Genomic DNA, 24,952 nt, shown 5'->3' on the forward strand with positions numbered 1-24,952 from the left:
ATGACCTCAGTTGCCCACAGATCGGTCGCCCGTTGAAGTCCGACAAGCCCACGGCGCCGACGGCGCGGACCATCGCCCTCTCTGACATCGACCTAAGCCTCGGCCGCGGCGCGGCGCGCGTCCACGTCCTGCGCGGAATCTCCCTCGACGTGGCGCCCGGTGAGGCGGTCGGCCTGGTCGGCCCGTCCGGATCGGGCAAATCGACCCTCCTGATGGTGATGGCGGGGCTTGAGCGGCCCGATGCGGGTCGCATCGTCGTGGAGGGCACGGATCTCGGCACCCTCGACGAGGACGCCCTGGCGCGCTTTCGCGGGCGTCGCATCGGCATCGTGTTCCAGGCCTTCCACCTGGTGCCGACCATGACGGCCCTGGAGAACGTGGCCCTGCCCCTCGAACTCGCCGACCAGCCCGACGCCCACCGCCGGGCCCAGGCCGAGCTGGAGGCGGTCGGCCTCGGCCACCGGCTGCACCATTACCCGGCCCAGCTCTCCGGCGGCGAGCAGCAGCGGGTCGCCATCGCGCGCGCCATCGCGCCGAACCCGGCGATCCTCGTGGCCGACGAGCCGACGGGCAATCTCGACGAGGCGACCGGTCGGCAGATCGTCGACCTGCTGTTCGCCCTCAAGCGGGACCGCGGCGCCACCCTCGTGCTGGTCACGCACGATCCCGGCCTCGCGCGCCTATGCGACCGCACCGTCCGCCTGCGCTCCGGCCGGGTGGAAGCGCCGGCGCCGGTCCAGGCCTGATCCGATGCACGGCACCCTTCCCGAAACCGCGACGCCCCGGCGGGCCGGCCCCCGCGTCCCGCTCACCCTGCGGCTCGCCCTGCGCGAATTGCGCGGCGGTCTCGCGGGCTTCACCGTCTTCCTCGCCTGCATCGCGCTCGGGGTCGCCGCCATCGCGGGCGTCGCCTCGATCTCGCGCTCGCTGACCGACGGGCTCGGCCGCGAGGGCGCCCGAATCCTCGGCGGCGACCTCACCTACAGCCTGATCAACCGGGAGGCGACGCCGGAGGAGCGGGCTGCCCTCGACGCCCAGGGCAGGGTCTCCGTGGTGACCACCCTGCGGGCGATGGCGGTGGCGGGCGAGACCGGTGCCGCCCTGGTCGAGCTGAAGGCGGTCGGCGCCGATTATCCCAGCGCCGGCGACCTCGTCACCGATCCGGCCGAGCCCCTGGCGGATCTGCTGGCCGAGCGCGACGGCGCCTCCGGTGCGGTGGCGGACCCCGTGCTGCTGACGCGCCTCGACCTCAAGGTCGGCGACCGGATCACCATCGCGGGCAAGCCCTTCGCGATTCGGGCCACCCTGGTGTCGGAGCCCGACCGCATCGCCAACGGCATCGGCTTCGGGCCGCGCGTGCTGATCTCGCACGCGGCGCTCGCGGCTTCGGACCTGATCCGGCCCGGCAGTCTCAATCGCTGGAGCTACCGCCTGCAGGTTCCGAACGTCGCCGATGCCGAACTCGACACCCGCGTCGCCGCCATCGCCAAGGCGGCCCCGGATGCCGGCTGGGAGATGCGGGCGCGGACCAATGCGGACCCGCGCTTCGCCAAGAGCATCGAGCGTTTCACCCAGTTCCTGACCCTGGTCGGGCTCACCGCACTGATCGTCGGCGGCGTCGGCGTCGCCAATGCGGTCGCGGCCTTCGTCGAGCGCAAGCGCGGCGCCATCGCCACCCTGAAGAGCGTCGGCGCGCCGGGCGGGCAGGTCGTCGTTCTCTATCTCACCCAGGTCCTGCTGATCGCCGCCCTCGGCATCGCGATCGGGCTGGCGGTCGGCGCGGCGCTGCCTTTCGGCCTCGACGCCGTGTTCCACGATGCCCTGCCGCTGCCCCTCAATCCGACGCTGGCGCCGGGCGAACTGGCCCTGGCGGCGGCCTACGGCTTCCTGACCGCGCTCGCCTTCGCGATCCTGCCCCTCGGCCGCGCCCACGACATCCCGGTCTCGGGCCTGTTCCGCGACGTGGTCGATCCGGGCTCGATCCGGACGCGGCTGCGCTATCGCCTCATCCTGGGCGCGGCCCTGGCCGGGCTCGTCGCCCTGGCCCTGGTCACCGCCTTCGACCGGCGTCTGGCGCTGATCTTCATCATCGCCGCCGGGCTCGCCTTCGGGCTCCTGCGCCTCGTCGCCGTCGGGCTGATGGCGCTCGCCCGCCGCCTGCCGCGCCCGCGTCGGGCCGCGCCCCGGATGGCGCTCGCCAACCTGCATCGCCCGGGGGCGCTCACCCCCGCCATCGTGCTCTCCCTCGGCCTCGGCGTGACCCTCCTGGTCACCCTGAGCCTGATCGACGCCAACGTGCGGCGTACGCTCACCAACTCCCTGCCGGCCAAGGCCCCGAACCTGTTCTTCCTCGACATCCCGTCCAGCGACGCGGATGCGTTCCACGGCTTCCTCGGCGCTCAGGCCCCGGGCGCCAAGATCGAGCGGGTGCCGATGATGCGCGGGCGGATCACCGCCCTGAACGGCGTCCCGGCGGGCGAGATCAAGCCGCCGGAGGATGCCGCCTGGGTCCTCGACGGCGATCGGGGCATCACCTACGCGGAGGATCTGCCCGAGGGCTCGTCCCTGGTCTCCGGCACGTGGTGGAATGCCGAGGAGGCGCGGACGCCGCTGGTCTCGTTCGATGCCGAACTGGCGGGCAAGCTCGATCTCAAGGTCGGCAGCACCGTGACGGTCAACGTCCTCGGGCGTACCCTGACGGCGAAGATCGCCAACCTGCGCAAGGTCGAATGGCGCTCGCTCGGCATCAACTTCGTCATGGTGTTCACGCCCGGCACCTTCCGGGGGGCGCCGCATTCCGACCTCGCCACCCTGACCCTGCCCAACGGGCCGGACGCGAAGGCCGAGGCCACCATCCTGCGGGATGTCGCCCGGGCCTATCCCTCCGTCACCAGCGTGCGGGTGAAGGAGGCGCTGGAGGCCGTCAGCGACATCGTCGCCAAGCTGGTCCTGGCCATCCGTGGCGCCAGCGGCATCGCCGTGGTGGCCAGCCTGTTCGTGCTGGCGGGTGCGCTGGCGGCGGGCCACCGCGCCCGGCTCTACGATGCCGTCGTGCTCAAGACCCTGGGCGCCACCCGGTCCCGCCTGCTCGCGGCCTACACCCTCGAATACGGCGCCCTCGGGCTGGCGACGGCGATCTTCGGTCTCGCCGCCGGCACCCTTGCCGGCTGGGTGATCGTCACCCGCGTGATGAAGCTCGAGTTCACCCTCGACCTGTCGGGCGCGATCGTGGCCGCCGCGCTGGCGGTGGCCTTCGCGATCGTCCTCGGCCTCGCCGGCACCTGGCGCATCCTCGGCCAGAAGCCCGCGCCCTACCTGCGCCAGTTCTGAGGCACCGGGTTCACAGCACCTCGATGCCGGCGGTTCCACCCTCGGCATAGCGGGCACCGGCGACGGCGCCGGGATCGAACAGGGCGTCGAGTTCGGCGATCTCGGCCGGCGTCAGCGCGAGGTCCATCGCCGCGGCGTTCTCGGCCAGTCGGACCGCCCGCCGGGTGCCCGGGATCGGGACCACGCCCGGCGCCCGGTCGACGAGCCACGCGAGGGCGATCTGCCCCGCACCGGCGCCCCGGCGCGCCGCGATGGCCCCGAGCCCGTCCAGCCGGCCCTGGTTCCGGGCCAGCGCATCGGCCTGGAAGCGCGGATTGCCCCGGCGGAAATCGTCCGCCGCGAGTCCGGCCGTGTCGAGGCCACCGGTGAGGAAGCCGCGTCCGAGCGGCGAGTAGGCCACGAAGGTGATGCCGAGTTCGCGGCAGGTCTCCAGCATCCCGTCCTCGGGCGCCCGGCTCCACAGGGAATACTCGCTCTGCACCGCCGCGATGGGGTGGATCGCGTGGGCGGCCCGCAGGGTTTCGGGCGAGACTTCGGACAGGCCGAGCCCCCGCACCTTGCCCTGCTCGACCAGCCGCGCCATCGCGCCCACCATCTCGGCCAGCGGGGTCTCCGGATTGCGGCGATGGCAATAATAGAGGTCGATGGTCTCGACGCCGAGGCGGGTCAGCGAGGCTTCGCAGGCGCGGGCGATGTAGGCCGGCGTATTGTCGATGCGCCGCTCTGTGCTGTCGGGCGGGCGCACGATGGCGAACTTGGTGGCGAGAACGACCCGGTCGCGCCGGCCCTTCAGGAAGCGGCCCAGCAGGGTCTCGTTGTGGCCGAGGCCGTAGGTGTCGGCGGTGTCGAGAAAATCGTAGCCGCGATCGAGCGCCGCCGCGAGCACCGCGAGGGATTCCGTCTCGTCGGACGGACCATAGAACTCCGACATGCCCATGCAGCCGAGGCCCGGGACGGAGACGGTGAGGCCGGTCTGGCCGAGGGGTTGCTGTCGCATGGGCGGCTCCTGGATTCGAGATTGGCCCCCGCGATGTGCCATGCGGGACCTGAGGCGATAAGATCGACCCGCCCGGACGAACCGTTGAGCGAGATTCATCAATGCAGCGCAGCGATCTCGCCGACCTCACGGTGTTCGCCGCCATCGCCCGGCATGGCAGCTTCCGCCGGGCGGCCCTCGAACTCGGCGTCTCCACCTCGGCGCTGAGCCACGCCCTCCGGGGCCTGGAGACCCGGATGGGCCTGCGGCTGCTCCATCGCACCACCCGGAGCGTCGCTCCGACCGAGGCGGGAGCGGCGCTGCTCGCCCGGATCGGGCCGGCCCTGGCCGAGATCGCCGAGGCGGTGGGGGCGGCAGGAGCGTTCCGGGCGACGCTTGGGGGCGCCCTGCGGATCAACGCCCCGCGCTCGGCCTGTCGCTTCGTCCTGATGCCGCTGGTGGCGCGCTACCTCGCCCGTTATCCGGCTGTCCGCGTCGAGGTCGTGGCCGACGATGCCATGACCGATGTGGTCGCCGGCGGCTTCGATGCCGGGGTGCGTTTCGGCGAGCATCTTGCCGGCGACATGATCGCGGTGGCGCTCGGCGGGGCGCAGCGCTTCGCCGTGGTGGGGTCCCCCGATTACCTCGCCGGGCGTTCGCACCCAGAAGGTCCGGACGACCTTGGCCGCCACCTCTGCATCCGGCAGCGCTTTCCGGGTGGTGCGATCTATCGCTGGGAACTGGAGAAGGAGGGGCGGGCGGTGGCGGTCTCCGTCGACGGACCGCTCATCGTCAACGACCAGGAGATGATCGTGCAGGCGGCCCTCGCGGGGCTCGGACTCGGACTGGTCTTCGAGGAGAGCGTCGTCGAGCACCTGGCGTCCGGTCGGCTGGTCCGCCTGATGCCCGACTGGTGCCCGAGTTTCCCCGGGCTGTTCCTGTATTATGCCGGCCGGCGCCAGATCCCGCCGCCGCTCCAGGCCTTTATCGATCTGGTGCGCCGCCCCGAGCCCGACCTCACGGCCATACCTTGATCGCCAGGGTCCGCCGCAGGAGGTCGCGGTCGGAGGTGATGGTACAGCCCTCGGTGCGCAGGGTGACGTAGGTCAGGATCGCGCGATCGCCGGTATCGTCGAAGTTGCGCCCCTGCGCGTCCGGATCGAGCAGCGACGGATAGGCGATCAGGCCGCCGGGCGCCCGGCAGGGATCGTCGTAGAGGGTCGCACCTGCCAGCAGCAGCCGGGGCTGGTCCCAGGCCAGGAGGTCGCGGGAGGTGGTCCAGTAGAAGCCCGATTGCGGAAAGCCCTCGCCGGCCTTGGCCATGAAGACCGCGATCCAGGCGCCGCTGGCCCGGTGCCGCACCACCGCGCCGACCGGGGTCGGAAACGGCGCGATCGGCGCGCAGGTGGCCGGCCGCTTGGGCGGCTTCGCATACGGATCGGGGAAGGCGGCGGTGAAGCCGGTTCCGGTCCAGGCCCGCCACAGCGTCGGGTCGGCGGGATTGTCCGAACGGAACAGACAGACCCCGGCCGATTGGTCGCTGCCCGGCAGGCGCCATCCGGTCGTGGAGGCCAGGAAATAGCGCCACCTTCCGTCGCCGACGATGTTCGAGGGATTGAAGAAGCCGCGATGGCGACCCTGGTCGACCTCCTGCCGGAAGGGCGCGCCGGCCACCACCACCGGGGGACTCGCCCGGGTGAAGCTGCGCCCGCCATCCGGCGACGTCGCCGCGATCACGCTGTTGTACCAGCATTCCAGGTAGACCGCGGAACGGCAGCGGCCCGGATGCTCGTTGGCCCTGTACTCGTGATGGACCAGAGCGGCGACGCGGCGCCCGTCCTCGGTCCAGGTGGCGGTGATCCAGGAGGCGTCGTCATAGGCGGCGGGATCGGCCTGACCGCCGGAATCGAGCACCACCGTGCAGTCGAGTTTGAGCGCATCCAGGCTCGGGCCGCGGAAGGCACGGTTGCGGTAGTGCATCCCGAACAGCGCCACCGCCCCGGACGCGTCGCGAAACGCCCTTGCCGAGGCATCCGGCACGTCGTCCCCGTCGCAGGCGTCGCGGGTCGCCTTGAACATCACCACCGGAGGCCCGACCAGCGTCAGAGCCGAGACCGGCGGCTCGGGCGCCGCCTGCGCGGTCCCCGCGCCGAGCAGCCAGCCGAGGGCGAGAACCGGCCCGAGGGCGGCGAGGCGGGACGGGCGCGTCATCGGGGAAGCCTGGACATCGGACCAGGATTGGGTTTTGAACCGTTACAGTCTGCTTGTCCCGGCATCGGCGGCTCCGAGCTTATCCACACCGACGCCCATTTCTCGCGAAAGCCCCCCATGTTGATCCTCATTCTCGGCCTCGTGCTGTTTCTCGGCACGCACGCCTTCTCCATGGCGCGGACCAAGCGGGCCGAGGTCGTCGGCCAGGTCGGGGAGGGGCGCTTCAAGCTGGCCTACACCCTGGCCTCCCTCCTCGGGCTGGTGCTGATAGCCTACGGCTTCCACCTCTACCGCGAATCCGGCTACATCGCCGTCTGGGACCCGCCGGTCTGGACCCGCCACCTGTCCCTGCTGCTGACGGCGCTCGCCTTCATCGTGCTCGCCTCCGCCTACCTGCCGGGGCATATCCGCGCCAAGGCCAAGCACCCGATGCTGCTGGCGGTGAAGATCTGGGCCACCGCCCACCTCCTCGCCAACGGCGACCTCGGCTCGATCCTGCTGTTCGGCAGCTTCCTCGCCTGGGCCGTGGTGGCCCGCATCAGCGCCAAGCGCCGGGCGCTCTCGGCCGGTGCGGTCGCGGCCCAGCACGGCGGCCCGGTGGCGGCGCCCGCCGGCTGGCGCAACGACGCGCTCGCGGTGGTCGTCGGCCTCGGCGTCTGGTTCGTGTTCGGGAAGTACCTGCATCCGCTGCTGATCGGCGTCGCCGCCTGGCCGGGCCAGGCCTGAGCCGTTTCGAAGCCGGTCGCCAAGGGCCTGCGCCTGTGCTAGGCGCAGGCCTTCCACTTTCTTGAGCGGCCGCCGGGGTTTCGGGCGGCGTGAGACGACATGGCCGAAAACAACGAGTTCATCCGCGAGGTCAACGAGGACTATCGCCGCGATCAGGTCGCCGAGATCTGGCGCCGCTATAGCGGCGTGATCATCGCCCTGGCGATTCTCGTCGTGGCCGGCGTGGGCGGATGGCGCTACTGGCAGCACGACCAGCGCGTGCGCGCCGAGGCCGCCTCCGAGCGCTTCGAGGTCGCCAACCGCCTCGCCCGCGAGGGCAAGTCTGCGGAGGCCGACAAGGCGTTCGAGGCGATCGAGAGCGATGCGCCCGCCGGCTATGCCCTTCTGGCCCGGTTCCGCTCGGCGGCGGAGACCGGCAAGACCGATGCGAAGGCCGGTGCCGCCGAGTACGACGCCCTCGCCAACGACACCTCGGTCAGCACCGGCCTGCGCGATCTCGCGCGCCTGCGCTCCGCCCTGCTGCGGCTCGATGGCACCGACCCCGATGCCGCGCTGGGCACCCTCCAGGGCCTCGCCGCGCCGAACGCCCCGTTCCGCCACACCGCCCGCGAGATGCTCGGGCTCGTCGCGCTGAAGCGTGGCGACTACGAGGGCGCCGGCCGCTGGTTCGACCAGATCAACGCCGATTCCCAGACGCCGCAGAACCTGCGCCAGCGCATCGAAGTCTACGCGGCCTTGGTGGCCGGCGGACCCGTCACCGTGACGGCGGCGGCTCCGGCCGCGCCGGCCGCTCCCCCACCCGTCACGCGCTGAGCCCTCGACCCGCTTCTCACGTACGCCTGATCGAAACGAGCACACCATGGATATGCCGACCGTCGCGATCGTCGGACGGCCGAACGTCGGCAAGTCGACCCTGTTCAACCGCCTCGTGGGCAAGAAGCTCGCGCTGGTGGACGACCGCCCCGGCGTGACCCGCGACCGGCGCGAGGGCGACGTCAATTTCGGTGGTCTCGTCTTCCGCATCATCGACACCGCTGGCCTCGAAGAGGCCGATCCGGGTTCGCTGCTCGGCCGCATGCGCGCCCAGACCGAAGCGGCGATCCTCGAAGCCGACGTGGTGCTGTTCGTGATCGACGCCCGCGCGGGCGTGCTTCCGGCCGACCAGCCCTTCGCCGACATGGTGCGCCGGGCCGGCTGCCCCGTCATCCTCATCGCCAACAAGGCGGAGGGCGGCGCCGGCATGTCCGGCGCCTACGAGGCGTTTTCCCTCGGGCTCGGCGACCCGATCCCGTTCTCGGCCGAGCACGGCGAGGGCACCGGCGAACTGCACGACGCGCTGATCGAGGCGCTTCCCAAGCTCGACGACGAGGACGAGGCATACGACGACGATCCGTCGAACCGCTCGCTCAAGGTCGCCATCGTGGGCCGGCCCAATGCGGGGAAGTCGACCCTGATCAACCGGATGCTCGGCGAGGATCGTCTGCTGGTCGGACCCGAAGCCGGCATCACCCGCGATTCGATCTCCCTCGACTGGGAATGGCGCGGCCGCCGGATCAAGCTGCACGACACCGCCGGCATGCGCCGTAAGGCCCGCATCGACGACAAGCTCGAGAAGCTCGCCGTGACCGACGGCCTGCGCGCCGTGCGCTTCGCCGAGGTGGTGGTGGTGCTCCTCGACGCCACGATCCCGTTCGAGAAGCAGGACCTGACCATCGTCGACCTGATCGAGAGCGAGGGCCGCGCCCTGGTGATCGGGCTGAACAAGTGGGATCTCGTCGCCGATCAGAACGGCCTGCTCAAGAAGCTGCGCGAGGATTGCACCCGCCTGCTGCCGCAGGTGCGCGGCGTCGCCGTGGTGCCGCTCTCCGGCCTCGCCGGCGAGGGCATCGACAAGCTGATGCAGGCGGTGACGAACGCCGAGGAGATCTGGAGCACCCGCGTCTCCACCTCGCGGATCAACGACTGGCTGAGCGCCGCCACCCAGCGCAATCCACCCCCGGCGGTGTCGGGCCGCCGGATCAAGATCCGCTACGCCACCCAGGTGAAAGCGCGCCCGCCGCACTTCGCCCTGTTCGGCAATCAGCTCGACGGCCTGCCGAAATCCTACACCCGCTACCTCGTCAACGCCCTGCGCGAGGCCTTCGAACTGCCGGGCACGCCGATCCGGCTGTCGCTGCGGACTTCGAAAAACCCGTTCGACCGCGAGAACAAGGGCTGAGGACAGGCGTCACGGCGGCCCACACGTCGTCTCCGCCAGCCAGTCCACCACCGCGTCGAGGGCCTGCCGGTTCGAGGTGTCGCCGTTGCGGGTGGCCTCGAAGGTGGCGACCTGTCGCTCGGCGCTGGTGCCGTGATCGAGGATGCGACGGGCCTGTGTCACCTCCGCTTCGCAGTGAAGCGCGGCGGCGTCCTCGGCGATGAGGGTCAGCAGCGTGTCCAAAGCCTGGGCGAAGGGCACGGCCTCCTCGCTCGCCTCGTCGATCAGCTCGGCCTCGGTGCCGCTGCGCTGGGCGCGCCACAGGTTCTCCTGCGCCAGCGCGCGCGAAACGCCGTCGAGCCCTGCATTCAGCTCCGGCCGGCGCACGACCAGCCGCACGAGGCAGCGATAGAGCGCCGCAATGGCGAGGGCGTCGTCCAGGCGGGTGCAGGAATCGGCGATCCGCAATTCGAGCGTCGGGAACTTGATCGAGGGACGAAGCGACCACCACAGGAAGCTGGCATCCTGGATCGAGCCGGCCTGGGTCATGATCCGCACGTAGCGCGCATAGGCGGCCGGGTCGGCGAACAGCTCCGGCAGCCCGGTGCGGGGCAACTCGCCGAAGGCGCTGAGGCGATAGGCGCTGAGGCCGGTGGGCTTGCCCTGCCAGAACGGCGAGGATGCCGAGAGCCCCAGCAGCATCGGCTGGAAGGGCAGCAGCCGGTTCATGAGGTCGACCCGCCGGTCCGGGTCCGGCACCTCGACATGGACATGCATGCCGCAGATCAGGCTGCGCCGTCCGGCCAGGCCCACGTCCCGCAGGATGCCGCGATAGCGGTCGCCCTTGGTGGGGAGTTGGCGCGCCCAATCCGCGACCGGATGCGTGCCGGCCGCGAAGACCAGGAGGCCGTGTTCGCGCCCGAGCTTGGCCAGCGCCGCCCGCTGCCGGGCCAGCACCTCTCGGGCCCCGGCGAAGTCGGTCGAGGGCGGCGTACAGACCTCGACCTGACATTGAAGCAGTTCGCGCCCGATCTCGGGCAGTTCCTCGCCGGCCTGGACGTGGAAGGGCTTCACCGAGCGCCGGGGCGTGCCGCGCGTCTCCGCATCCGCCAGGAAATATTCCTCCTCGATGCCGAAACGGAAGGGGGCGGACGTCATCGGGAGCCTTGTCGGTTGCTTGCTCCCCTCAACCCGTCAGGCGGGCATTTGTGCCCGGGCCGGGCCGCCGACGAGCCAGGCCGGATCGAACCAGCGATCGGCCTCGCCGTCATAGGGCAGGCGGGTGACGTCCCAGTGCTGGATATAGCGGGCGTAGACGTTCCAGACCGCGATGCCGCCGCCGACGAAGATGCGCCGTCCGGGATAGCGCGCCAGAACCGCCTCCGGGTCCTCGTGGCTGCGGATGACGTCGATGGTGCGGTCCTTGAACGCAAATTCGGGCACCGACGCGATGGTCTTGGGGCCGGCGATCAGGACGTGCCCCATGGTGATGGCGAAGAAGCGCGTCACGTCCTCGACGAAGAGCGGGTCGGTGTTGCCCTCCCAGGGCAGGTGTCCCTTGAGGCCGAGCTGGCCGCGAAGGCCGATGGCGCAGATGCAGCGAACGTCGATCATGAGAGGCTCGTCCGAAGAGGGGAGGGGAATGGCGCGACCTGCCGATGGAGGGTCGCACCGATGGCACCGGCAAGGATCGGGGTGCTGCGGCTCGCTCTCGGATCGGGCCGCCGCACGGACAGGGTCCATCGGCTGATGGCAGATCTGGACCGTCAGCGCGATTGCGAATCGCAACTTCGCGCCCGTGCGGGGACAATTCGTCCCGATCGATGACGCCGCGCCGGGTACCGCCAATGCCCCTCGGTGAGCGCCCACGGTGAGCCCCCCAGGTGAGGGCCGGACCTCAGTTCGTCTGCGGCAGATAGGGTTTCGTGGTCTCGGGCGTTTGCAGCAGGCGCCGGCGGAGATCCGCATACGGCACATCCTGCACCGCCAGAAAGCAGGGATGCTCCGCAATCATCGCGGCGGCCATGCCAAGGGATTGGCCGACCTGCATCAAGGTCAGTTCCATCCGGAATGCGCCGAAGGCCTCGTGCGTGGCACTGACGCAAAAGGCCACCAGGAGGTTTCGACACTCGGCGCGCCGAGGAACCGTGACCTCGTAGGGGATGGGGAAGATCTTGTCCGTTCCGCCATTCCCGACCTCGAAATTGCCCTCGTTGCGAACGTGCCAGACCGGGAGCGGAACCGCGATCCGTTGCGTGTGATGACTGTCCCGATTGTAACTTCCGGCCGCGATCGTACTGAGGCTGCGCGGCTCCGAGCCGTCACGGGCCGCGATATCGGCGCCGTGGAGCACGAAATCCGACACCATGCGCTGGGATTCGCGGACGTAGAGCTGGTAGGGCCAATGGCGTTCGTCGCCGGGAAACGGGTCGAGGTAGTGATTGTCCGCCAGGCCGAAGGCCCGCATGGATTCCCGGACGGATTCCGTCACCCGCGGGTCGTTCTCGTGCTGGAAGGCATAGAAGAGGCCGCGAATCCACCGCTCGTGCTCCTTCCAGATCAGGCCTCTCTCCGCATAGCTTGCGGACGGATAGGACCAGGAGCCGCCGACATGGTCGAGGGATACCGCTCCCCGGTTGTTCACGTCGTAGAGGCCGTCGCCGATGTTGTTGCAGAGCAGAAAATTCTCTTCTGCCATCGTCGAGGTCGGCTTCAGGAAGCCACCGTCGCGCAGCGCCTCGAGATAGCGGAATAGAATTTCGTAGTTAGCTTTCTTGTAGCCGTCCGGCGGGGTGCTCGCGAACGGCACCCGGGCACGCGGGTCCCGCGTCATGGTCAGGCGGAAGTTGTAGGCCTGAACGGCGCCGTCCCCCGAGGCGGAGGGCAGTTGCGGGCGTTCGCGAACGCCCGGCAACAGGCCGGATGCCGGATCGGAGGGCGTGACGAACGGATCGAGGTAGATGTGGCGGTCGGCGAGGAATTTCAGGAAGAAGCGCGGCCGGACGAAGTTGTGATTGCTTCCGCCGCCGTCGTTGAAGACGTTCCGGTAGCCATTGTAGAGGTCCTGCGGCGACGCGGCCTCGCGACCGATGAAGGTCGTCACTCCGGCCTTGTCGGCCAGGTCGCCCTCGTACGATGCGTCGATGAAGACTTTCGCCGCGAAGGTCTGTCCCATCGTCGTCGCAATCTCGACGATCAGGCCGTTCTCCTTGCGAACCTGGGTGACCCCCAGTGACCAGAACACCGGAATATCGTGTCGTGCCAGCAGATCCTGGAACACGGCTTCGGCGAAGCGCGGCTGGAACGCGAAGGTCCCCGGGGGATGTCCGGCGCGTTCGTTGATGCGGTCGATCACGTAACGGGCCAGCCCACCGTAGGCGCGCGGCGAGTCCACATCGGAATACCCGAGCCCGCCCGACATCATGCCGCCCAGGTGACTCTCCCGCCAACCGCCGACCAACGCGACGGAGCGACCCTGGCGCTTGGCCTCGAACGCCGCCGCGATACCGCCGCTGGTCGCTCCGTAGACGACGATGTCGAAGCTCAAGTGTCCGGCCCGAGCGGAGAGCGGATAGAGAAGCGTTGCGGCGGCACCCCCGAGAAAAGAACGTCGCGAAACCATGATGGGGAGTCTCTCGGAGTTTCTTCAAAAGCGCGATCGACGATCATACAGCACGGAGAACCACATATCGGCTTGTCACATATGGTCAATGAATTGAATCGGATTCTGCGCAGTCTGACCTTTCGAATTTATTCGCGATCGGAAACAGAAAAATGCTCCTGTTTATATAGGGCAACTTGAACAGTGATAAATGTGATCCCGCGTCCTGGCCGACTATTTGATAAAAATTATTTCTTCTCGAAGTACCATGTCTCGCAGCAGATCTGATTAGATCAGCAACGATGTTTATGCCTCGGGCGTGATCGTGGGCGGACCCATCGTCTCGCGCTTCGCGGCGTTGCGAGACCACCCGGGAGACGGGAAGGAGTTCGACCGCTGGTCGGGGCGAGGCAAGGGTCCGGGCAAGGCAAGGGGCCGGTCGAGGGGCTTCTGGCCGGGAAGGCACCCGAATCCCGCATCTGCGCGAGAGACGTCCCAAGCCTGGCCTTGGTGCAGATCGATCGCGAACGGTTTGATCCCGGCAGATCGGGATGGCCCGCTCGCTCGATGCACGAGCGGCCCTCATGCGCCGCTGTCATCCGCCTCGCCGGGCGGCGACGACGATGCCGCGCGGGGGCATGGGTCCATCTGGTGGCGACCGAGCCTCGATGGCCTCCGCCCATGGTTCGGCCGTCCGAGGCGAACCGGGTCGTCGGAGAGAGCCAGCGGGACGATCGCGCGGAGGCGATGTCGCGGTCGCGCGATGCCGGGAGGGGGAGGGCGGCTTCGGAACCGAGCGGGGCTGCCTTCACCGGTGATCGGTCGCGGCCAGGGGGCGGCGACTTTGCCGACGCTGCGGCGTCAGCCTGCCATCTGGGGCGTCAGGATCCGGTCGCTCGGGAAGTCGTAGATCTTGCCCGATTCCGAGAAATCCGGGCTCGCGAGGCGCACGAAGTGCGGGGCGAGGTCTTCCGGCGTCTTCAGGGTCATCTCGTCCTCGCCCGGCATCGCCGCCTTGCGCATGGAGGTGCGCAGGGGGCCGGGGTTGAGCAGCATGGCGCGCACCGGTGTCGTCGCGGTCTCGGCTGCGTAAGTCCGCACCAGGGCATCGAGAGCCGCCTTGGACACCGAATAGGGGCCCCAATAGGCCCGGCACTTCTGCGCCGCCCCGGAGGTGACGAAGATGGCGCGGCCGGCGTCGGACATCCGCAGCAGCGGATCGAGGGAGCGGATCAGCCGGTAATTGGCGGTGACGTTGATCTCCATCACCTGCGCCCAGGTCTTCGGAGTCACGTGCCCGATCGGTGTGAGATTGCCCAGGATGCCGGCATTGCCCACCAGGATGTCGAGGCGCTTCCAGCGTTCGTGAATGCCGGCGCCGAGCCGGTCGATGGCGTCGTAACCGGTGAGGTCGAGGGGCACGAGGGTGGCGCTGCCGCCGCGCGCCCGAATGGCATCGTCGAGCTCTTCCAGGCCGCCCTGCGTGCGGGCGACCGCGACGATGTGGGCGCCGGCCTCGGCCAGCGCCAGGGCGGCGGCATGGCCGATGCCCCGCGACGCCCCGGTGACGACGGCGACGCGGCCGGCGAGGGTTTTTTCGGGCGTGCTCATCGGCCGGCTCAGTCCGCTTCGGCCAGCATGGCGAGGCGGCGCGGCCCCGCGATGGCCAGATCGGTCAGGCCGGTCGGGTAGTCGCCGGTGAAGCAATGGTCGGTGTATTGCGGGCAGGCCTCGTCGCGGCGGGCCTCGCCCATGGCCTTGTACAGACCGTCGATGGACAGGAAGGCCAGTGAATCGGCACCGATGTAGCGGCGCATGCCCTCGAGGTCATGGGTGGCGGCCAGCAGCTTCTCCCGCTCCGGCGTGTCGATGCCGTAGAAGTCCGGATAGGTGATCGGCGGCGAGGCGATGCGGAAATGCACCTCCTTGGCGCCGGCCTCCCGCATCATGCGGACGATCTTCACCGAGGTGGTGCCGCGCACGAGGCTGTCGTCGACCAGCACGATGCGCTTGCCCTCGACCACGGCGCGGTTGGCCGAATGCTTCATCCGCACGCCAAGTTCGCGCACCGATTGGGTCGGCTGGATGAAGGTGCGGCCGACATAGTGGTTGCGGATGATGCCCATCTCGAAGGGCAGGCCGGTCTCCTGGGCGAAGCCGAGGGCGGCGGGCACACCGGAATCCGGCACCGGAATGACCACGTCGGCCGCGGTCGCCGATTCGCGGGCCAATTCGTGGCCGATATTCTTGCGCACCGCGTAGACGCTCTTGCCGTTCACCACCGAATCGGGGCGCGCGAAGTAGATGTACTCGAAGATGCACGGGCGCATCGGCTGCGCGGGCGCGAAGCGGATCGACTCGATGCCCTCTTCCGAGATCACCACGATCTCGCCGTTCTCGATGTCGCGGATGAACTTGGCGCCGATGATGTCGAGGGCACAGGTCTCGGAGGCGAGGATATAGCGGCCGTCGAGTTCGCCGAGCACCAGGGGGCGGATGCCCAGCGGATCGCGGGCGCCGATCAGCTTCTTGTTGGTCAGTGCCACGATGGCGTAGGCGCCCTCGATCTGGCGCAAGGCCTCGGTGAAGCGCTCGACGATGCGGGGCGCACGGGAGCGCGCGGCGAGATGCAGGATCACCTCGGTGTCGGAGGTCGATTGCGTGATGGCACCGTCGCGCACCAGGTCGCGGCGGATCGACAGGGCGTTGGTGAGATTGCCGTTGTGGGCGACCGCCAAGCCCCCACTGGCCAGCTCGGCGAAGAGCGGCTGCACGTTGCGCAGGATGGTGCCGCCGGTGGTGGAGTAGCGCACATGGCCGATGGCGGCCGGGCCTTCGAGATGCTCGATGGTCGAGCGGTCCGAGAACGAATCGCCGACGAGGCCCGGCCGACGCTCGGAATGGAACACCGCCCCGTCGAAGGAGACGATGCCGGCCGCTTCCTGGCCCCGGTGCTGCAGGGCATGGAGCCCCAGCGCGACGATGGCGGAGGCGTCCGGGTGGCCGAAGATGCCGAAGACGCCGCACTCTTCGCGCAGCGTATCGCCGTCGCGGTCGAGCCCGTCCACGACCTCGACCGGGGGACGGGCACTCGACTTGGCTACAGACATGATGATGTCGTTCCCTGGTTGGCCCCGTGCGAATCCCCGCGCAGGCGCCGACAGATGACCGTCATGTAATCGGCCTTCGCCGCGCGACCAAGCGCACGGCGACGCAGATCAGCGTCGCGGGGCGGGCGTGGCTGGCGCCTCGGTGCGGCGCTGGGCCGGAACCTCGCCCTCCGGCGGCTCGACCGGATCGGCCGGCGTATCGGCCTTCGGCTTCTTGAACTGCTTCAGAAGACCCTCGGGATTCTCCGGGAGCTGCGCCACCAGGGCCTCGCCGGACTTCTCCAGCATCGGCCGGCTGCGCGCCTCGGAGGCCCAGGGCGGCATCTTGCCCTGCACCAGCCAGGCCAGGAACACCCAGCCGATGACGCAGATCAGGAAGCCGCGTCCGGCCCCGAACAGGAAGCCCAGCGAGCGGTCGATGGCCCCGATGCGCGAATCGAGGATCATGTCCGACACCTTCACGGTGAGGATGGACACGACGATCAGGGTGAGCAGGAAGATCGCCGCGATCGAGGCGACGAGGGCCACCGTCGGGTTGCTCACATGCTGGCTGACCGTGGGCAGCAGGAGGGGATGGAATTTCCACGCGATGGCGGCGGCCGCGACCCAGGCGATGATGGCAAGCACTTCGCGGGTCGCGCCACGGACGGCGGCCAGCAGCGCCGAGACCACGACAATACCCAGCACGACGAGATCGAGAACGGAGAACGGCATCTCTGACGATTGTCACTTCATGGGGCGGAGCGGCGACGATGACCGGATCGTGCGGCTTCCCCCGGCCGCGGCTCTGTATATCGTGCGGAACCTCGGCCGTCACCCTGGCGCGGGATGCCATCCCCGGCCGGGGTCCGGCCAGGTTTGACCCCGGTCGGGGGGCCGTCGCGATGCATCGTCCCTGGCAACATGACATCGTGCCCCGGTCTCCGTCGTCGGGTGCGAGGCCCTGATCTTCGGTGCCGACGAGATCGTCTTGCCGCGATCTTCCCGTTCCGGCGCGCGTCGCGCCAAGTCTGTCCCGTCAATCGTCGTCGCCATAATCCGGCGGGTTGTGGCCCCGGCGCGATCCGACCCGGCGCGGGCCGCCGCTGGCGATGCCCGCCACCATGTCGGCGATGTGGCGGAGCGCCTCCGTCGACAGGCCGCCGTCGCCGCCCTCGCCGCGCCCCTGCGGCATCACCGCCTTGGCGAAGCCGAGCTTCAGCGCCTCCTTGATCCGGGCCGGAGCCTGCGCCACCGGGCGGACGGCGCCCGACAGTCCGATCTCGCCGAAATACACCGTCTCGGGTGGCAGCGTCGCGCCGGAGAGGGACGAGACCAGGGCGGCGGCGACGGCGAGGTCGGCGGCGGGTTCGGAGATGCGCAGGCCGCCCGCCACGTTGAGATAGACGTCGTGGGTGCCGAGGCGGATGCCGCCATGGGCCTCCAGCACCGCCAGCACCATCGACAGGCGGTTCGGGTCCCAGCCGACCACGGCCCGACGCGGCATGCCGAGCGACGAGGGCGCGACCAGGGCCTGGATCTCCACCAGCAGGGGCCGCGTCCCCTCCATACCGGCGAACACCGCCGTTCCGGGCGCGGCGTGGTCGCGCCCGGCCAGGAACAGGGCCGAGGGGTTCGGCACCTCGGCCAGCCCCAGATCGGTCATCTCGAACACCCCGATCTCGTCGGTGGGTCCGAAGCGGTTCTTCACCGCGCGCAGGATTCGGAAGTGGTGGCCCTGGTCGCCCTCGAAGGAGGCGACCGCGTCGACCATGTGCTCGACCACCCGGGGGCCGGCGATCTGCCCGTCCTTGGTCACGTGCCCGACCAGGATCACCGCCGTGCCGCTGGTCTTGGCGAAGCGGATCAGGGTCTGGGCCGAGCCGCGCACCTGCGTGACGGTGCCGGGGGCCGATTCCACCGTCTCGGTCCACATGGTCTGGATCGAATCGATGATGGCCAGCGCCGGCGGGCGCCCCTGCGAAAGCGTCTCGACGATGTCCTCGACATTGGTCTCGGCCGCCAGTTCGACCGCCGCCGAGGTCAGGCCCAGGCGCTCGGCACGCAGCCGCACCTGCGCCACCGCCTCCTCGCCCGAGATGTAGACCACGCGTTCGCCGGTCCGGGCCATGGCGGCGGAGGCCTGCATCAGCAGCGTCGACTTGCCGATGCCGGGGTCGCCGCCGAGCAGGATCACCGAGCCGCGCACGAAACCGCCGCCGGTGACCCGATCGAGTTCGTTGATCCCGGACGGGATGCGCGGCGCTTCCCGCACCTCACCGGTCAGGCCCTCCAGGGCGAAGACCCGACCGCGCGCCCGGCTCGGCCGCGTCTTGACCGGACCCGATTGGGGGCCGGTGGCGCCGGTCTCCTCGACGATGGTGTTCCAGCCGTTGCAGGCCTCGCAGCGCCCGCGCCAACGGTTGTAGACCGCCCCGCAGGACTGGCAGACGAAGCTCTGTTGGATCTTGGCCATCGCGATTCCGCTGGAGGAGCCGGAGGACTCGCCCGGATCAGGCGGAGGTCAGGCCCCGGTTCCTGTCACATAATGGCGAACATAGCGAGAACCTAGCCCCGTCAGGATCTCGTAGCCGATGGTGCCGGCGGCCCGGCCGACCGTGTCGACGTCGAGGCCGTCGCCGATCAGGGTTGCGGTCGCGCCGCGCGCCGCCGCCGGCGCGTCGGTGACGTCTAGGATGATGAGGTCCATCGAAATCAGCCCGAGGATCGGGCAGCGCACGCCGCCGACCAGGGCGATGCCGCGCCCGCTCGCCGCCCGGGGATACCCGTCGGCGTAGCCCATCGACAGGGTCGCGAGCCGCCGGGGCTCGGCCGCCCGCCAGCGCCCGTTATAGCCGCAGGTCTCACCCGCAGCGACGTCGCGGATCTGCGCGATCTGCGCCTCCAGGCGCACCACCGGCCGCATCGGGTTCGGCTTCCACGGAGTCGGATTGCCGCCGAACAGGGCATAGCCCGGACGCAGCAGGTCGTGATGCGCGGCGACCCCGAGGAAGATGCCGGAGGAATTGGCGAAGGACCCCGGCACGCCCGGATGGGCGGCACGCACCGCCGCGAAATCCGCCATCTGGCGCGCATTGATCGGATCGCTCGCCAGCTCGGCGCTGACGAGGTGAGTCATCAGCAGGGCGATCCCGGCCCGCCCGATCAGCGGATCGCCGGACAGCACCAGCGCCTCGGGCATGGACAGGCCGAGGCGGTTCATGCCGGTATCGACGTGGAGCGCCGCCGGCCGGGTCCGGCCGGACGCCTCAGCGAGAGCCGCCCATTCGGCGAGTTCGTCCCGGCTTCCGAGCACGGGCCGCAGGTCATGGGCCGCCAGGGTCGGGCCGAGGCCGGGCAGCAGCCCGTTGAGCACGTAGATCTTGGCCTCGGGCAGGATCGCACGCGCCGCCACGCCCTCGCTCAGGTGGGCGACGAAGAACGTCCGGCACCCTGCCGCCCACAGCACCGGCAGCACCCGCGCAAGGCCGCAGCCATAGGCATCCGCCTTGACCACGGCGGCACAATCCGCCTCCGGAGCCTGCGCCGCCAGCCGGCGCCAGTTCTCCGCGAGGGCGGCGAGGTCGATGGTCAGGAGAGCGCCGTGCGTCGATGGGATGACGATCTCCTGGTTCATGGCCTCACCTTTCCACAGAGTAGGATGCCGGGCGCACCGTGGGGACCCATTGCGGTAAGGTGATCGCATATGGGGACCTGCGAGCCCAAAAGTCCTCTGAAGCACTCCGTCATCCCGGAGCCGCGCAGCGGAGCCCGGGATCCACAAACACAGGTGGCGCAATGACTTGCGCTGTAAGCGGCACTGGATTGCACGCCGGTGGCGCGCCCCTTCGGGTCCGGGCTCGCCTGCGGCGCCCCGGAATGACGGCGCGTTTTCATATGCCATCGCCCTTGCGGGAAGGAGAGGCCGAACTGCGCATGGCTTCCCAGACTTCGGGATATTCACCTGCGGCCGTCTCATGTCCCTTCGATCTTCCGGGACAACTGCCCTCCTGATCACTCCGGTCGGCAGATCACATCTGCTCCGGCAGGCGGTCGGACTGAGCGAGGTCCGAGAAGCGCGTGATGTTGGCGTCGAACTGCAGTTCGACGGTCCCGGTGGGGCCGTGGCGCTGCTTGCCCAGGATCACCTCGGCCTTGCCGTGGACGCGGTTCATCTCGGCCTCCCAGGCGAAGAATTCTTCCGTGCCTTCGCGGGGCTTCTTGTTGTTGACGTAGTATTCCTCGCGGAAGACGAACATCACCACGTCGGCGTCCTGCTCGATCGAGCCCGATTCGCGAAGGTCTGCGAGCTGCGGGCGCTTGTCCTCGCGGTTTTCCACCTGACGCGAAAGCTGGGACAGGGCGATGATCGGCACCGCCAGCTCCTTGGCCAGGGCCTTCATGCCGGTGGTGATCTCGGTCATCTCCTGGACGCGGTTGTCGCTGCGCTTGCCGGAGCCCGAGAGGAGCTGAAGGTAGTCGACGATCAGCAGGTCGAGGCCCTTCTGCCGCTTGAGGCGGCGGGCGCGGGCGGCGAGCTGGGCGATCGAGATGCCGCCAGTCTGGTCGATGTAGAACGGGATCGTCTGCATGTCCCGGGCCGCGTCGGTGATCTTGTAGAAGTCGGCCGGCTGAATATCGCCGCGGCGGATCTTGTAGGACGGCACGCCCGACTGCTCGGCGATGATACGGGTCGCCAATTGCTCGGCCGACATTTCGAGGGAGAAGAATCCGACGATGCCGCCGTTCTTGGTCTCGGTGCGCCCGTCCGGCAGCTTCTCGGACTGGTAGGCCTTGGCGACGTTGAAGGCGATGTTGGTGACGAGCGAGGTCTTGCCCATGGCCGGGCGGCCGGCGAGGATGATGAGATCCGAGCGCTGCAGGCCGCCCATCTTGGCATCAAGGTCGGACAGGCCGGTGGCGACGCCCGAGAGCTTGCCTTCCCGCTGGTAGGCCTTGGCGGCCATGTCCACCGCCGCCGTCAGGGCGTCGGAGAACTTCTGGAAGCCGCCATCGTATTTGCCCGATTCGGCGAGTTCGTAGAGCCGGCGCTCGGTGCCCTCGATCTGGTCGCGGGGCGAGGATTCCACCGGCGCCTCGTAGGCGCCGTTCACCAGGTCCTCGCCGATGGTGATGAGCCGGCGCCGGATGGCGAGGTCGTAGATGGTGCGGCCGTAATCGCCCGCGTTGATGACGGTGGTGGCTTCCGCCGCGAGGCGCGCGAGGTACTGCATCACCGTCTGGCCGCCGAGGTCGGCGTCGCCCAGGTAGGTCTTCAGGGTGATGGGGGTCGCGAGCTTGCCCGCCTTGATGAGCTGGGAGGCCACCTCGAAAATCTTGCGGTGGACGTCCTCCATGAAATGTTCGGGGAGGAGGAAGTCCGAGATCCGGTAATAGGCGTCGTTGTTCACCAGGATCGCGCCGAGCAGCGCCTGCTCCGCGTCGATGTTGTGCGGCGCGACGCGGAATTCCTGCGCGACGGGCTGAAGGTTGGCCGTCAGGGCGTTGGGCAGGGCCATGGGCTGATTCGAGGCTCCGACTCTTCGTTTCATGGTCCGCGCGGCGGTCCGCCACCGCGCCTCTCTATCTGCCGACCATGGCGCCGGCATGGTTAGCCGAACCTTAGCCGATTCGCGCTTGGGCCCGTCTTTTGCTGACCGGTCTTTCACGGCCACGTCTCTTCCCGAGCCCGTCTCTTCCCGAGCCCGTCTCTTCTCAGGGATGCGTCGCCCCGGAGGATCCGGCGAAACCCCTCGCAGAAACGCCCGCCATCCTTGCGGATGACGGGCGTCCATGCTGGAACAAACGAGGAACTAGTCAACCATTAAGGCTGTTCGTCCCCGTTCTTCACCGGGTGTGTGGTCCGCTTACTCGCGGTCGTCGCCAGCCTCGGCCAGGGCTGCGCCGACCTCGAGGCCGAGGTCGTCGAGGTTGAACGCCTCGCGCTCGGTGGTCGACTCGCCGCGTGCCTGACGCTCGGCCTCTTCCGGCGAACGGGCGACGTTGACGGTGACGCTGACCTCGACCTCGGGGTGCAGCACGACCGGAACGGTGTGCAGACCCAGGGTCTTGATCGGCTGGTTGAGGGCGAACTGGTCGCGGCCGACGGTGAAGCCGTCGGCGGTGACGACCTCGGCCAGATCGCGGGTCGAGACCGAACCGTAGAGCACGCCGGTCTCGCCCGACTGGCGGATGAGCACGAAGCTCTTGCCCTCGAGGGTCTCGGCGACGGCCTGCGCCTCGGACTTGCGCTCGAGGTTGCGGGTCTCGAGCTGGGCGCGCTGGGTCTCGAAGTGCTTCTTGTTGTTCTCCGTGGCGCGCAGGGCCTTGCCGCGGGCGAGGAGGAAGTTGCGGGCGTAGCCCGGCTTCACGTTCACGGTCTCGCCCATCTGGCCGAGCTTGGCGACGCGCTCGAGAAGAATGACTTCCATGGTGTTCGTCCTTTGAGGTCTGGGGTTGGTCAGGGTCGTCCGGCCGCGCCCGTGGGGCGGCGGCGGTCGAGGGCGGTATCGGCGATGCCGAACAGGGTCAGGGCGGCGAGGGCGACGCCCTGGGTGAAGAAGAGGATCAGGTAGAGGCCGAACAGCAGAGCGAGGCGCCCCGGCCGGCCGCGGCTGCGATCGTGGAAGGCCGCGAGCCCCTGCATGGCGAAGGCAGCGCTCAGGGCGCCGGCGACGGCGATGCCGAGGACCCCCGGGAAACCCGGCACCAGGGCGAGGAGGAGGGCACCGAGCAGCACGGCCAGCACGCGTCGCGGCATCATGGTAGCGGCGAGGTCCGGCCACGGCCGTGGCAGGCGCCCGGAGACGCGGACGATTCGGGCCGCCGCCCAGAGATAGAAGGTGAGCAGAACCGTGAGGCCGTGGGCGGCGAGGCCCGGCGCGATCGCCGCCAGGGCGTTGGCGACCTCGGTACGACTGGCTTCTGCGGGATCTTGTGAAGCGGAGTCCTGTTGGGGGGCGTCCTGTTGCGCGGAGTCCTGTTGCGCCGAGCCCTGTTGGCCCGATTCGGTCGGTGTGCCGGCGTCGGGTTTCGGCGTCGCCGGATTCGGTGCCGAAGGGTTGGCGGCCCGGTCGGTTCGTACCTGGATCAGCGTCCGGGTCATGCCGCGGAGCTGCGCCTGAAAGGCCTCGTAGCTCGGGGCTGCGATGACCGCGATGGCCACGAAAGCGATGCCGGCCGTCCCGGCGGTCCAGGCGAGGAGGCGGCCGGTCGGATACCATTCCATCGTGCCGCCCGCATCGGGACGGCCGAGAAGCGCCAGGTAGGCGAGCCACCAGGCGGGCAGCGCCAGGTAGGCGAAGAAGCCGAGGCCGAGGAAGGGCTGCACGACGACAGCCAGGGCCAGCGCGCCCGTGATGGCGGCGACCAGGGCGGCCCGGTGGCTCCAGCCGAGGCCCACGATCAGGATCGGGAGCGGGGCGAGCAGGTAGAGCAGGATCGCGAGCGCTGTCGCCTTCAGCAGAACGCCGAAGAGGAGGGCGGAGACGAGGCCCGCGCCGATACCGATGCCGAGGTACTGTGCCATCACATCCCGCTGTCCCACTGTCCCGATCCGGGCAGGGTTAGAGGCGCCTGTCGCCCCAACGACTCCCGGCCGCCCTGTCGGATCGGCCGGTACGAAATCTCCTGTCCCGGACCGGATGGACCGATCCGGGACATGCTGATGCAGGCTCTCGGGGCCGCTCGCGCGTGCCCCGGGGCGCTTACTTGATCACGTAGGGGAGGAAGCCGAGGAAGCGGGCGCGCTTGATCGCCTGGGCGAGCTCGCGCTGCTTCTTGGCGGACACCGCCGTGATGCGCGACGGCACGATCTTGCCGCGCTCGGAGACGTAGCGCGACAGGAGCTTGACGTCCTTGTAGTCGATCTTGGGCGCGTTCGCGCCCGAGAAGGGGCAGGTCTTCCGACGACGGAAGAAGGGACGGCGTCCGCCGCCCGCACCACCACCAGCACCGCCAGCGGCGGGTGCACCGGGTCCAGCACCAAATGCCATGACTTAAGCCTCCCCGCCGAAGCTGCGCTCGGGGCGGTCACCCCGGTCGCCGCGATCACCCCGGTCGCCGCGATCGCGGTCGCCGCCGAATCCACCACCGCCGCCGAAGCCCTCGTCGTCACGACGACGGCCGCGCTCACGATCCTTGCGGTCGTCGCGGTCGCGCTTCTGCATCATCGCCGACGGCTCGGACTCGAGCTCTTCGACGCGGACGGTCATGAAGCGGAGGACGTCCTCGGAGATCTGCATCTGACGCTCCATCTCGGCGAGCGCCGCCGGGGGGGCGTCGACGTTGAGGAGCGTAAAGTGCGCCTTGCGGTTCTTCTTGATGCGGTAGGCGAGGGACTTCACGCCCCACATCTCGATCTTCTCGACCTTGCCGCCATTGGCTTCGATGACGCCCTTGTAGGTCTCGACCATGGTCTCGACCTGCTGGGCCGTCACGTCCTGGCGCGCCAGGAAGACGTGTTCGTAGAGAGGCATTAACGGGCCCTTCATATCCAAAGGGACCCGACGGCACTGCGGGAGTGCGGAAAAGGAAGCGTCGGGCCGGTTCACACGCGAGATCGCCCGGCGCCAAGCCCTTCGAGCCGTTTGAAGGCCCGAGCGGTTGATCGAAGGCGGAGACACGGGACGATGGACACTCCGTCTCCGGGTTGCCCTATGCCGATGGAATCGACACCGTCCGTTCAGCCCCCAGCCGGAGCGAACGCGAGGGCTGGCGCATAAACCAATTTTTTCGGAGTGACAAGGTTTGGCAAAGCGAAAGGGCATGCTGCGATCGGCGGGATGTCGCGGAAGCCGGGGAGATTTCGCTGGACCTGAAAA

The 24,952-nt window shown here is 69.3% G+C and carries 21 protein-coding genes; 6 read left to right on the top strand and 15 right to left on the bottom strand.

Features of this window, described 5'->3' with window-relative positions:
* Positions 1–32 precede the first annotated feature (32 nt).
* Both ACV7NL_RS09695 and ACV7NL_RS09700 read left to right on the top strand, forming a co-directional pair.
* Positions 33–746, top strand: coding sequence for an ABC transporter ATP-binding protein (locus ACV7NL_RS09695; protein WP_056190016.1), 714 nt, complete (start codon positions 33–35; stop codon positions 744–746).
* 4 nt (positions 747–750) lie between these two features.
* On the top strand, positions 751–3,330 hold the full coding sequence (locus tag ACV7NL_RS09700; RefSeq protein ID WP_463355530.1) for an ABC transporter permease: 2,580 nt from the start codon (positions 751–753) through the stop codon (positions 3,328–3,330).
* A gap of 10 nt (positions 3,331–3,340) precedes the next feature.
* Here ACV7NL_RS09700 and ACV7NL_RS09705 read toward each other — a convergent pair whose 3' ends face one another.
* Positions 3,341–4,327: an aldo/keto reductase gene (locus ACV7NL_RS09705; protein WP_463355531.1), complete on the bottom strand. Its 987-nt coding sequence runs from the start codon at positions 4,325–4,327 to the stop codon at positions 3,341–3,343.
* A gap of 101 nt (positions 4,328–4,428) precedes the next feature.
* Here ACV7NL_RS09705 and ACV7NL_RS09710 point away from each other — a divergent pair, with 101 nt between their 5' ends.
* Positions 4,429–5,340, top strand: coding sequence for a LysR family transcriptional regulator (locus ACV7NL_RS09710; protein ID WP_463355532.1), 912 nt, complete (start codon positions 4,429–4,431; stop codon positions 5,338–5,340).
* Here ACV7NL_RS09710 and ACV7NL_RS09715 read toward each other — a convergent pair.
* A complete protein-coding gene (locus ACV7NL_RS09715; RefSeq protein ID WP_056190022.1) occupies positions 5,324–6,517 on the bottom strand; it encodes a hypothetical protein in 1,194 nt (397 codons plus the stop codon). The two genes, ACV7NL_RS09710 and ACV7NL_RS09715, sit on opposite strands and share 17 nt — an antisense overlap.
* 117 nt (positions 6,518–6,634) lie before the next feature.
* Between ACV7NL_RS09715 and ACV7NL_RS09720 the strand changes: the two genes are divergently transcribed.
* From ACV7NL_RS09720 to der, 3 genes are all read left to right on the top strand, one after another.
* On the top strand, positions 6,635–7,243 hold the full coding sequence (locus ACV7NL_RS09720; protein WP_056190024.1) for an NnrU family protein: 609 nt from the start codon (positions 6,635–6,637) through the stop codon (positions 7,241–7,243).
* Between the two features lie 99 nt (positions 7,244–7,342).
* Complete coding sequence (locus ACV7NL_RS09725; RefSeq protein WP_056190026.1) at positions 7,343–8,056, top strand: tetratricopeptide repeat protein; 714 nt, start codon at positions 7,343–7,345, stop codon at positions 8,054–8,056.
* Positions 8,057–8,102: 46 nt separating this feature from the next.
* Positions 8,103–9,461 (top strand): ribosome biogenesis GTPase Der, encoded by a 1,359-nt coding sequence (gene der, locus ACV7NL_RS09730; protein ID WP_056190028.1) that lies wholly within the window; start codon positions 8,103–8,105, stop codon positions 9,459–9,461.
* A 9-nt stretch (positions 9,462–9,470) separates the two neighbouring features.
* On the opposite strand, the gene ACV7NL_RS09735 is transcribed toward der, so the two are convergent.
* From ACV7NL_RS09735 to rpsF, 13 genes are all read right to left on the bottom strand, one after another.
* Positions 9,471–10,598 carry a carboxylate-amine ligase gene (locus tag ACV7NL_RS09735; RefSeq protein ID WP_463355533.1) on the bottom strand — a complete coding sequence of 376 codons (1,128 nt, stop codon included), beginning with the start codon at positions 10,596–10,598 and terminating at the stop codon, positions 9,471–9,473.
* A 36-nt stretch (positions 10,599–10,634) separates the two neighbouring features.
* A complete protein-coding gene (locus ACV7NL_RS09740) occupies positions 10,635–11,054 on the bottom strand; it encodes a dihydrofolate reductase (protein WP_056478903.1) in 420 nt (139 codons plus the stop codon).
* A gap of 283 nt (positions 11,055–11,337) precedes the next feature.
* Positions 11,338–13,062 carry an FAD-dependent oxidoreductase gene (locus tag ACV7NL_RS09745; RefSeq protein ID WP_463355534.1) on the bottom strand — a complete coding sequence of 575 codons (1,725 nt, stop codon included), beginning with the start codon at positions 13,060–13,062 and terminating at the stop codon, positions 11,338–11,340.
* Between the two features lie 840 nt (positions 13,063–13,902).
* Complete coding sequence (locus ACV7NL_RS09750; protein WP_463355535.1) at positions 13,903–14,652, bottom strand: SDR family NAD(P)-dependent oxidoreductase; 750 nt, start codon at positions 14,650–14,652, stop codon at positions 13,903–13,905.
* An 8-nt stretch (positions 14,653–14,660) separates the two neighbouring features.
* Positions 14,661–16,151, bottom strand: a complete 1,491-nt coding sequence (gene purF / locus ACV7NL_RS09755; RefSeq protein ID WP_056190038.1) for an amidophosphoribosyltransferase — start codon at positions 16,149–16,151, stop codon at positions 14,661–14,663.
* 108 nt (positions 16,152–16,259) lie between these two features.
* On the bottom strand, positions 16,260–16,865 hold the full coding sequence (locus tag ACV7NL_RS09760; protein WP_463355536.1) for a CvpA family protein: 606 nt from the start codon (positions 16,863–16,865) through the stop codon (positions 16,260–16,262).
* A gap of 304 nt (positions 16,866–17,169) precedes the next feature.
* Positions 17,170–18,606 carry a DNA repair protein RadA gene (gene radA, locus ACV7NL_RS09765; protein ID WP_056190041.1) on the bottom strand — a complete coding sequence of 479 codons (1,437 nt, stop codon included), beginning with the start codon at positions 18,604–18,606 and terminating at the stop codon, positions 17,170–17,172.
* Positions 18,607–18,654: 48 nt separating this feature from the next.
* Positions 18,655–19,767, bottom strand: a complete 1,113-nt coding sequence (gene alr, locus ACV7NL_RS09770; protein ID WP_463355537.1) for an alanine racemase — start codon at positions 19,765–19,767, stop codon at positions 18,655–18,657.
* 394 nt (positions 19,768–20,161) lie between these two features.
* Positions 20,162–21,649 (bottom strand): replicative DNA helicase, encoded by a 1,488-nt coding sequence (locus ACV7NL_RS09775; protein ID WP_056190043.1) that lies wholly within the window; start codon positions 21,647–21,649, stop codon positions 20,162–20,164.
* Positions 21,650–21,997: 348 nt separating this feature from the next.
* A complete protein-coding gene (rplI, locus tag ACV7NL_RS09780; RefSeq protein ID WP_056190044.1) occupies positions 21,998–22,561 on the bottom strand; it encodes a 50S ribosomal protein L9 in 564 nt (187 codons plus the stop codon).
* A gap of 29 nt (positions 22,562–22,590) precedes the next feature.
* On the bottom strand, positions 22,591–23,658 hold the full coding sequence (locus ACV7NL_RS09785) for a DUF2232 domain-containing protein (RefSeq protein WP_463355538.1): 1,068 nt from the start codon (positions 23,656–23,658) through the stop codon (positions 22,591–22,593).
* A gap of 178 nt (positions 23,659–23,836) precedes the next feature.
* Positions 23,837–24,124, bottom strand: coding sequence for a 30S ribosomal protein S18 (rpsR, locus tag ACV7NL_RS09790; protein ID WP_056173092.1), 288 nt, complete (start codon positions 24,122–24,124; stop codon positions 23,837–23,839).
* 3 nt (positions 24,125–24,127) lie between these two features.
* The gene (gene rpsF, locus ACV7NL_RS09795) at positions 24,128–24,607 is read right to left on the bottom strand and encodes a 30S ribosomal protein S6 (protein ID WP_056190048.1); all 480 of its coding nucleotides are present in this window, start codon (positions 24,605–24,607) and stop codon (positions 24,128–24,130) included.
* Positions 24,608–24,952: the final 345 nt, after the last annotated feature.

Source organism: Methylobacterium sp. Ger2507 (assembly GCF_055231875.1).

Coding starts and splice junctions, on each gene's coding strand:
- ACV7NL_RS09700 (WP_463355530.1), top strand. CDS start 751: ATGCACGGCACCCTTCCCGAAACCGCGACGCCCCGGCGGGCCGGCCCC.
- ACV7NL_RS09705 (WP_463355531.1), bottom strand. CDS start 4,327: ATGCGACAGCAACCCCTCGGCCAGACCGGCCTCACCGTCTCCGTCCCG.
- ACV7NL_RS09710 (WP_463355532.1), top strand. CDS start 4,429: ATGCAGCGCAGCGATCTCGCCGACCTCACGGTGTTCGCCGCCATCGCC.
- ACV7NL_RS09715 (WP_056190022.1), bottom strand. CDS start 6,517: ATGACGCGCCCGTCCCGCCTCGCCGCCCTCGGGCCGGTTCTCGCCCTC.
- ACV7NL_RS09720 (WP_056190024.1), top strand. CDS start 6,635: ATGTTGATCCTCATTCTCGGCCTCGTGCTGTTTCTCGGCACGCACGCC.
- ACV7NL_RS09725 (WP_056190026.1), top strand. CDS start 7,343: ATGGCCGAAAACAACGAGTTCATCCGCGAGGTCAACGAGGACTATCGC.
- der (WP_056190028.1), top strand. CDS start 8,103: ATGGATATGCCGACCGTCGCGATCGTCGGACGGCCGAACGTCGGCAAG.
- ACV7NL_RS09735 (WP_463355533.1), bottom strand. CDS start 10,598: ATGACGTCCGCCCCCTTCCGTTTCGGCATCGAGGAGGAATATTTCCTG.
- ACV7NL_RS09740 (WP_056478903.1), bottom strand. CDS start 11,054: ATGATCGACGTTCGCTGCATCTGCGCCATCGGCCTTCGCGGCCAGCTC.
- ACV7NL_RS09745 (WP_463355534.1), bottom strand. CDS start 13,062: ATGGTTTCGCGACGTTCTTTTCTCGGGGGTGCCGCCGCAACGCTTCTC.
- ACV7NL_RS09750 (WP_463355535.1), bottom strand. CDS start 14,652: ATGAGCACGCCCGAAAAAACCCTCGCCGGCCGCGTCGCCGTCGTCACC.
- purF (WP_056190038.1), bottom strand. CDS start 16,151: ATGTCTGTAGCCAAGTCGAGTGCCCGTCCCCCGGTCGAGGTCGTGGAC.
- ACV7NL_RS09760 (WP_463355536.1), bottom strand. CDS start 16,865: ATGCCGTTCTCCGTTCTCGATCTCGTCGTGCTGGGTATTGTCGTGGTC.
- radA (WP_056190041.1), bottom strand. CDS start 18,606: ATGGCCAAGATCCAACAGAGCTTCGTCTGCCAGTCCTGCGGGGCGGTC.
- alr (WP_463355537.1), bottom strand. CDS start 19,767: ATGAACCAGGAGATCGTCATCCCATCGACGCACGGCGCTCTCCTGACC.
- ACV7NL_RS09775 (WP_056190043.1), bottom strand. CDS start 21,649: ATGGCCCTGCCCAACGCCCTGACGGCCAACCTTCAGCCCGTCGCGCAG.
- rplI (WP_056190044.1), bottom strand. CDS start 22,561: ATGGAAGTCATTCTTCTCGAGCGCGTCGCCAAGCTCGGCCAGATGGGC.
- ACV7NL_RS09785 (WP_463355538.1), bottom strand. CDS start 23,658: ATGGCACAGTACCTCGGCATCGGTATCGGCGCGGGCCTCGTCTCCGCC.
- rpsR (WP_056173092.1), bottom strand. CDS start 24,124: ATGGCATTTGGTGCTGGACCCGGTGCACCCGCCGCTGGCGGTGCTGGT.
- rpsF (WP_056190048.1), bottom strand. CDS start 24,607: ATGCCTCTCTACGAACACGTCTTCCTGGCGCGCCAGGACGTGACGGCC.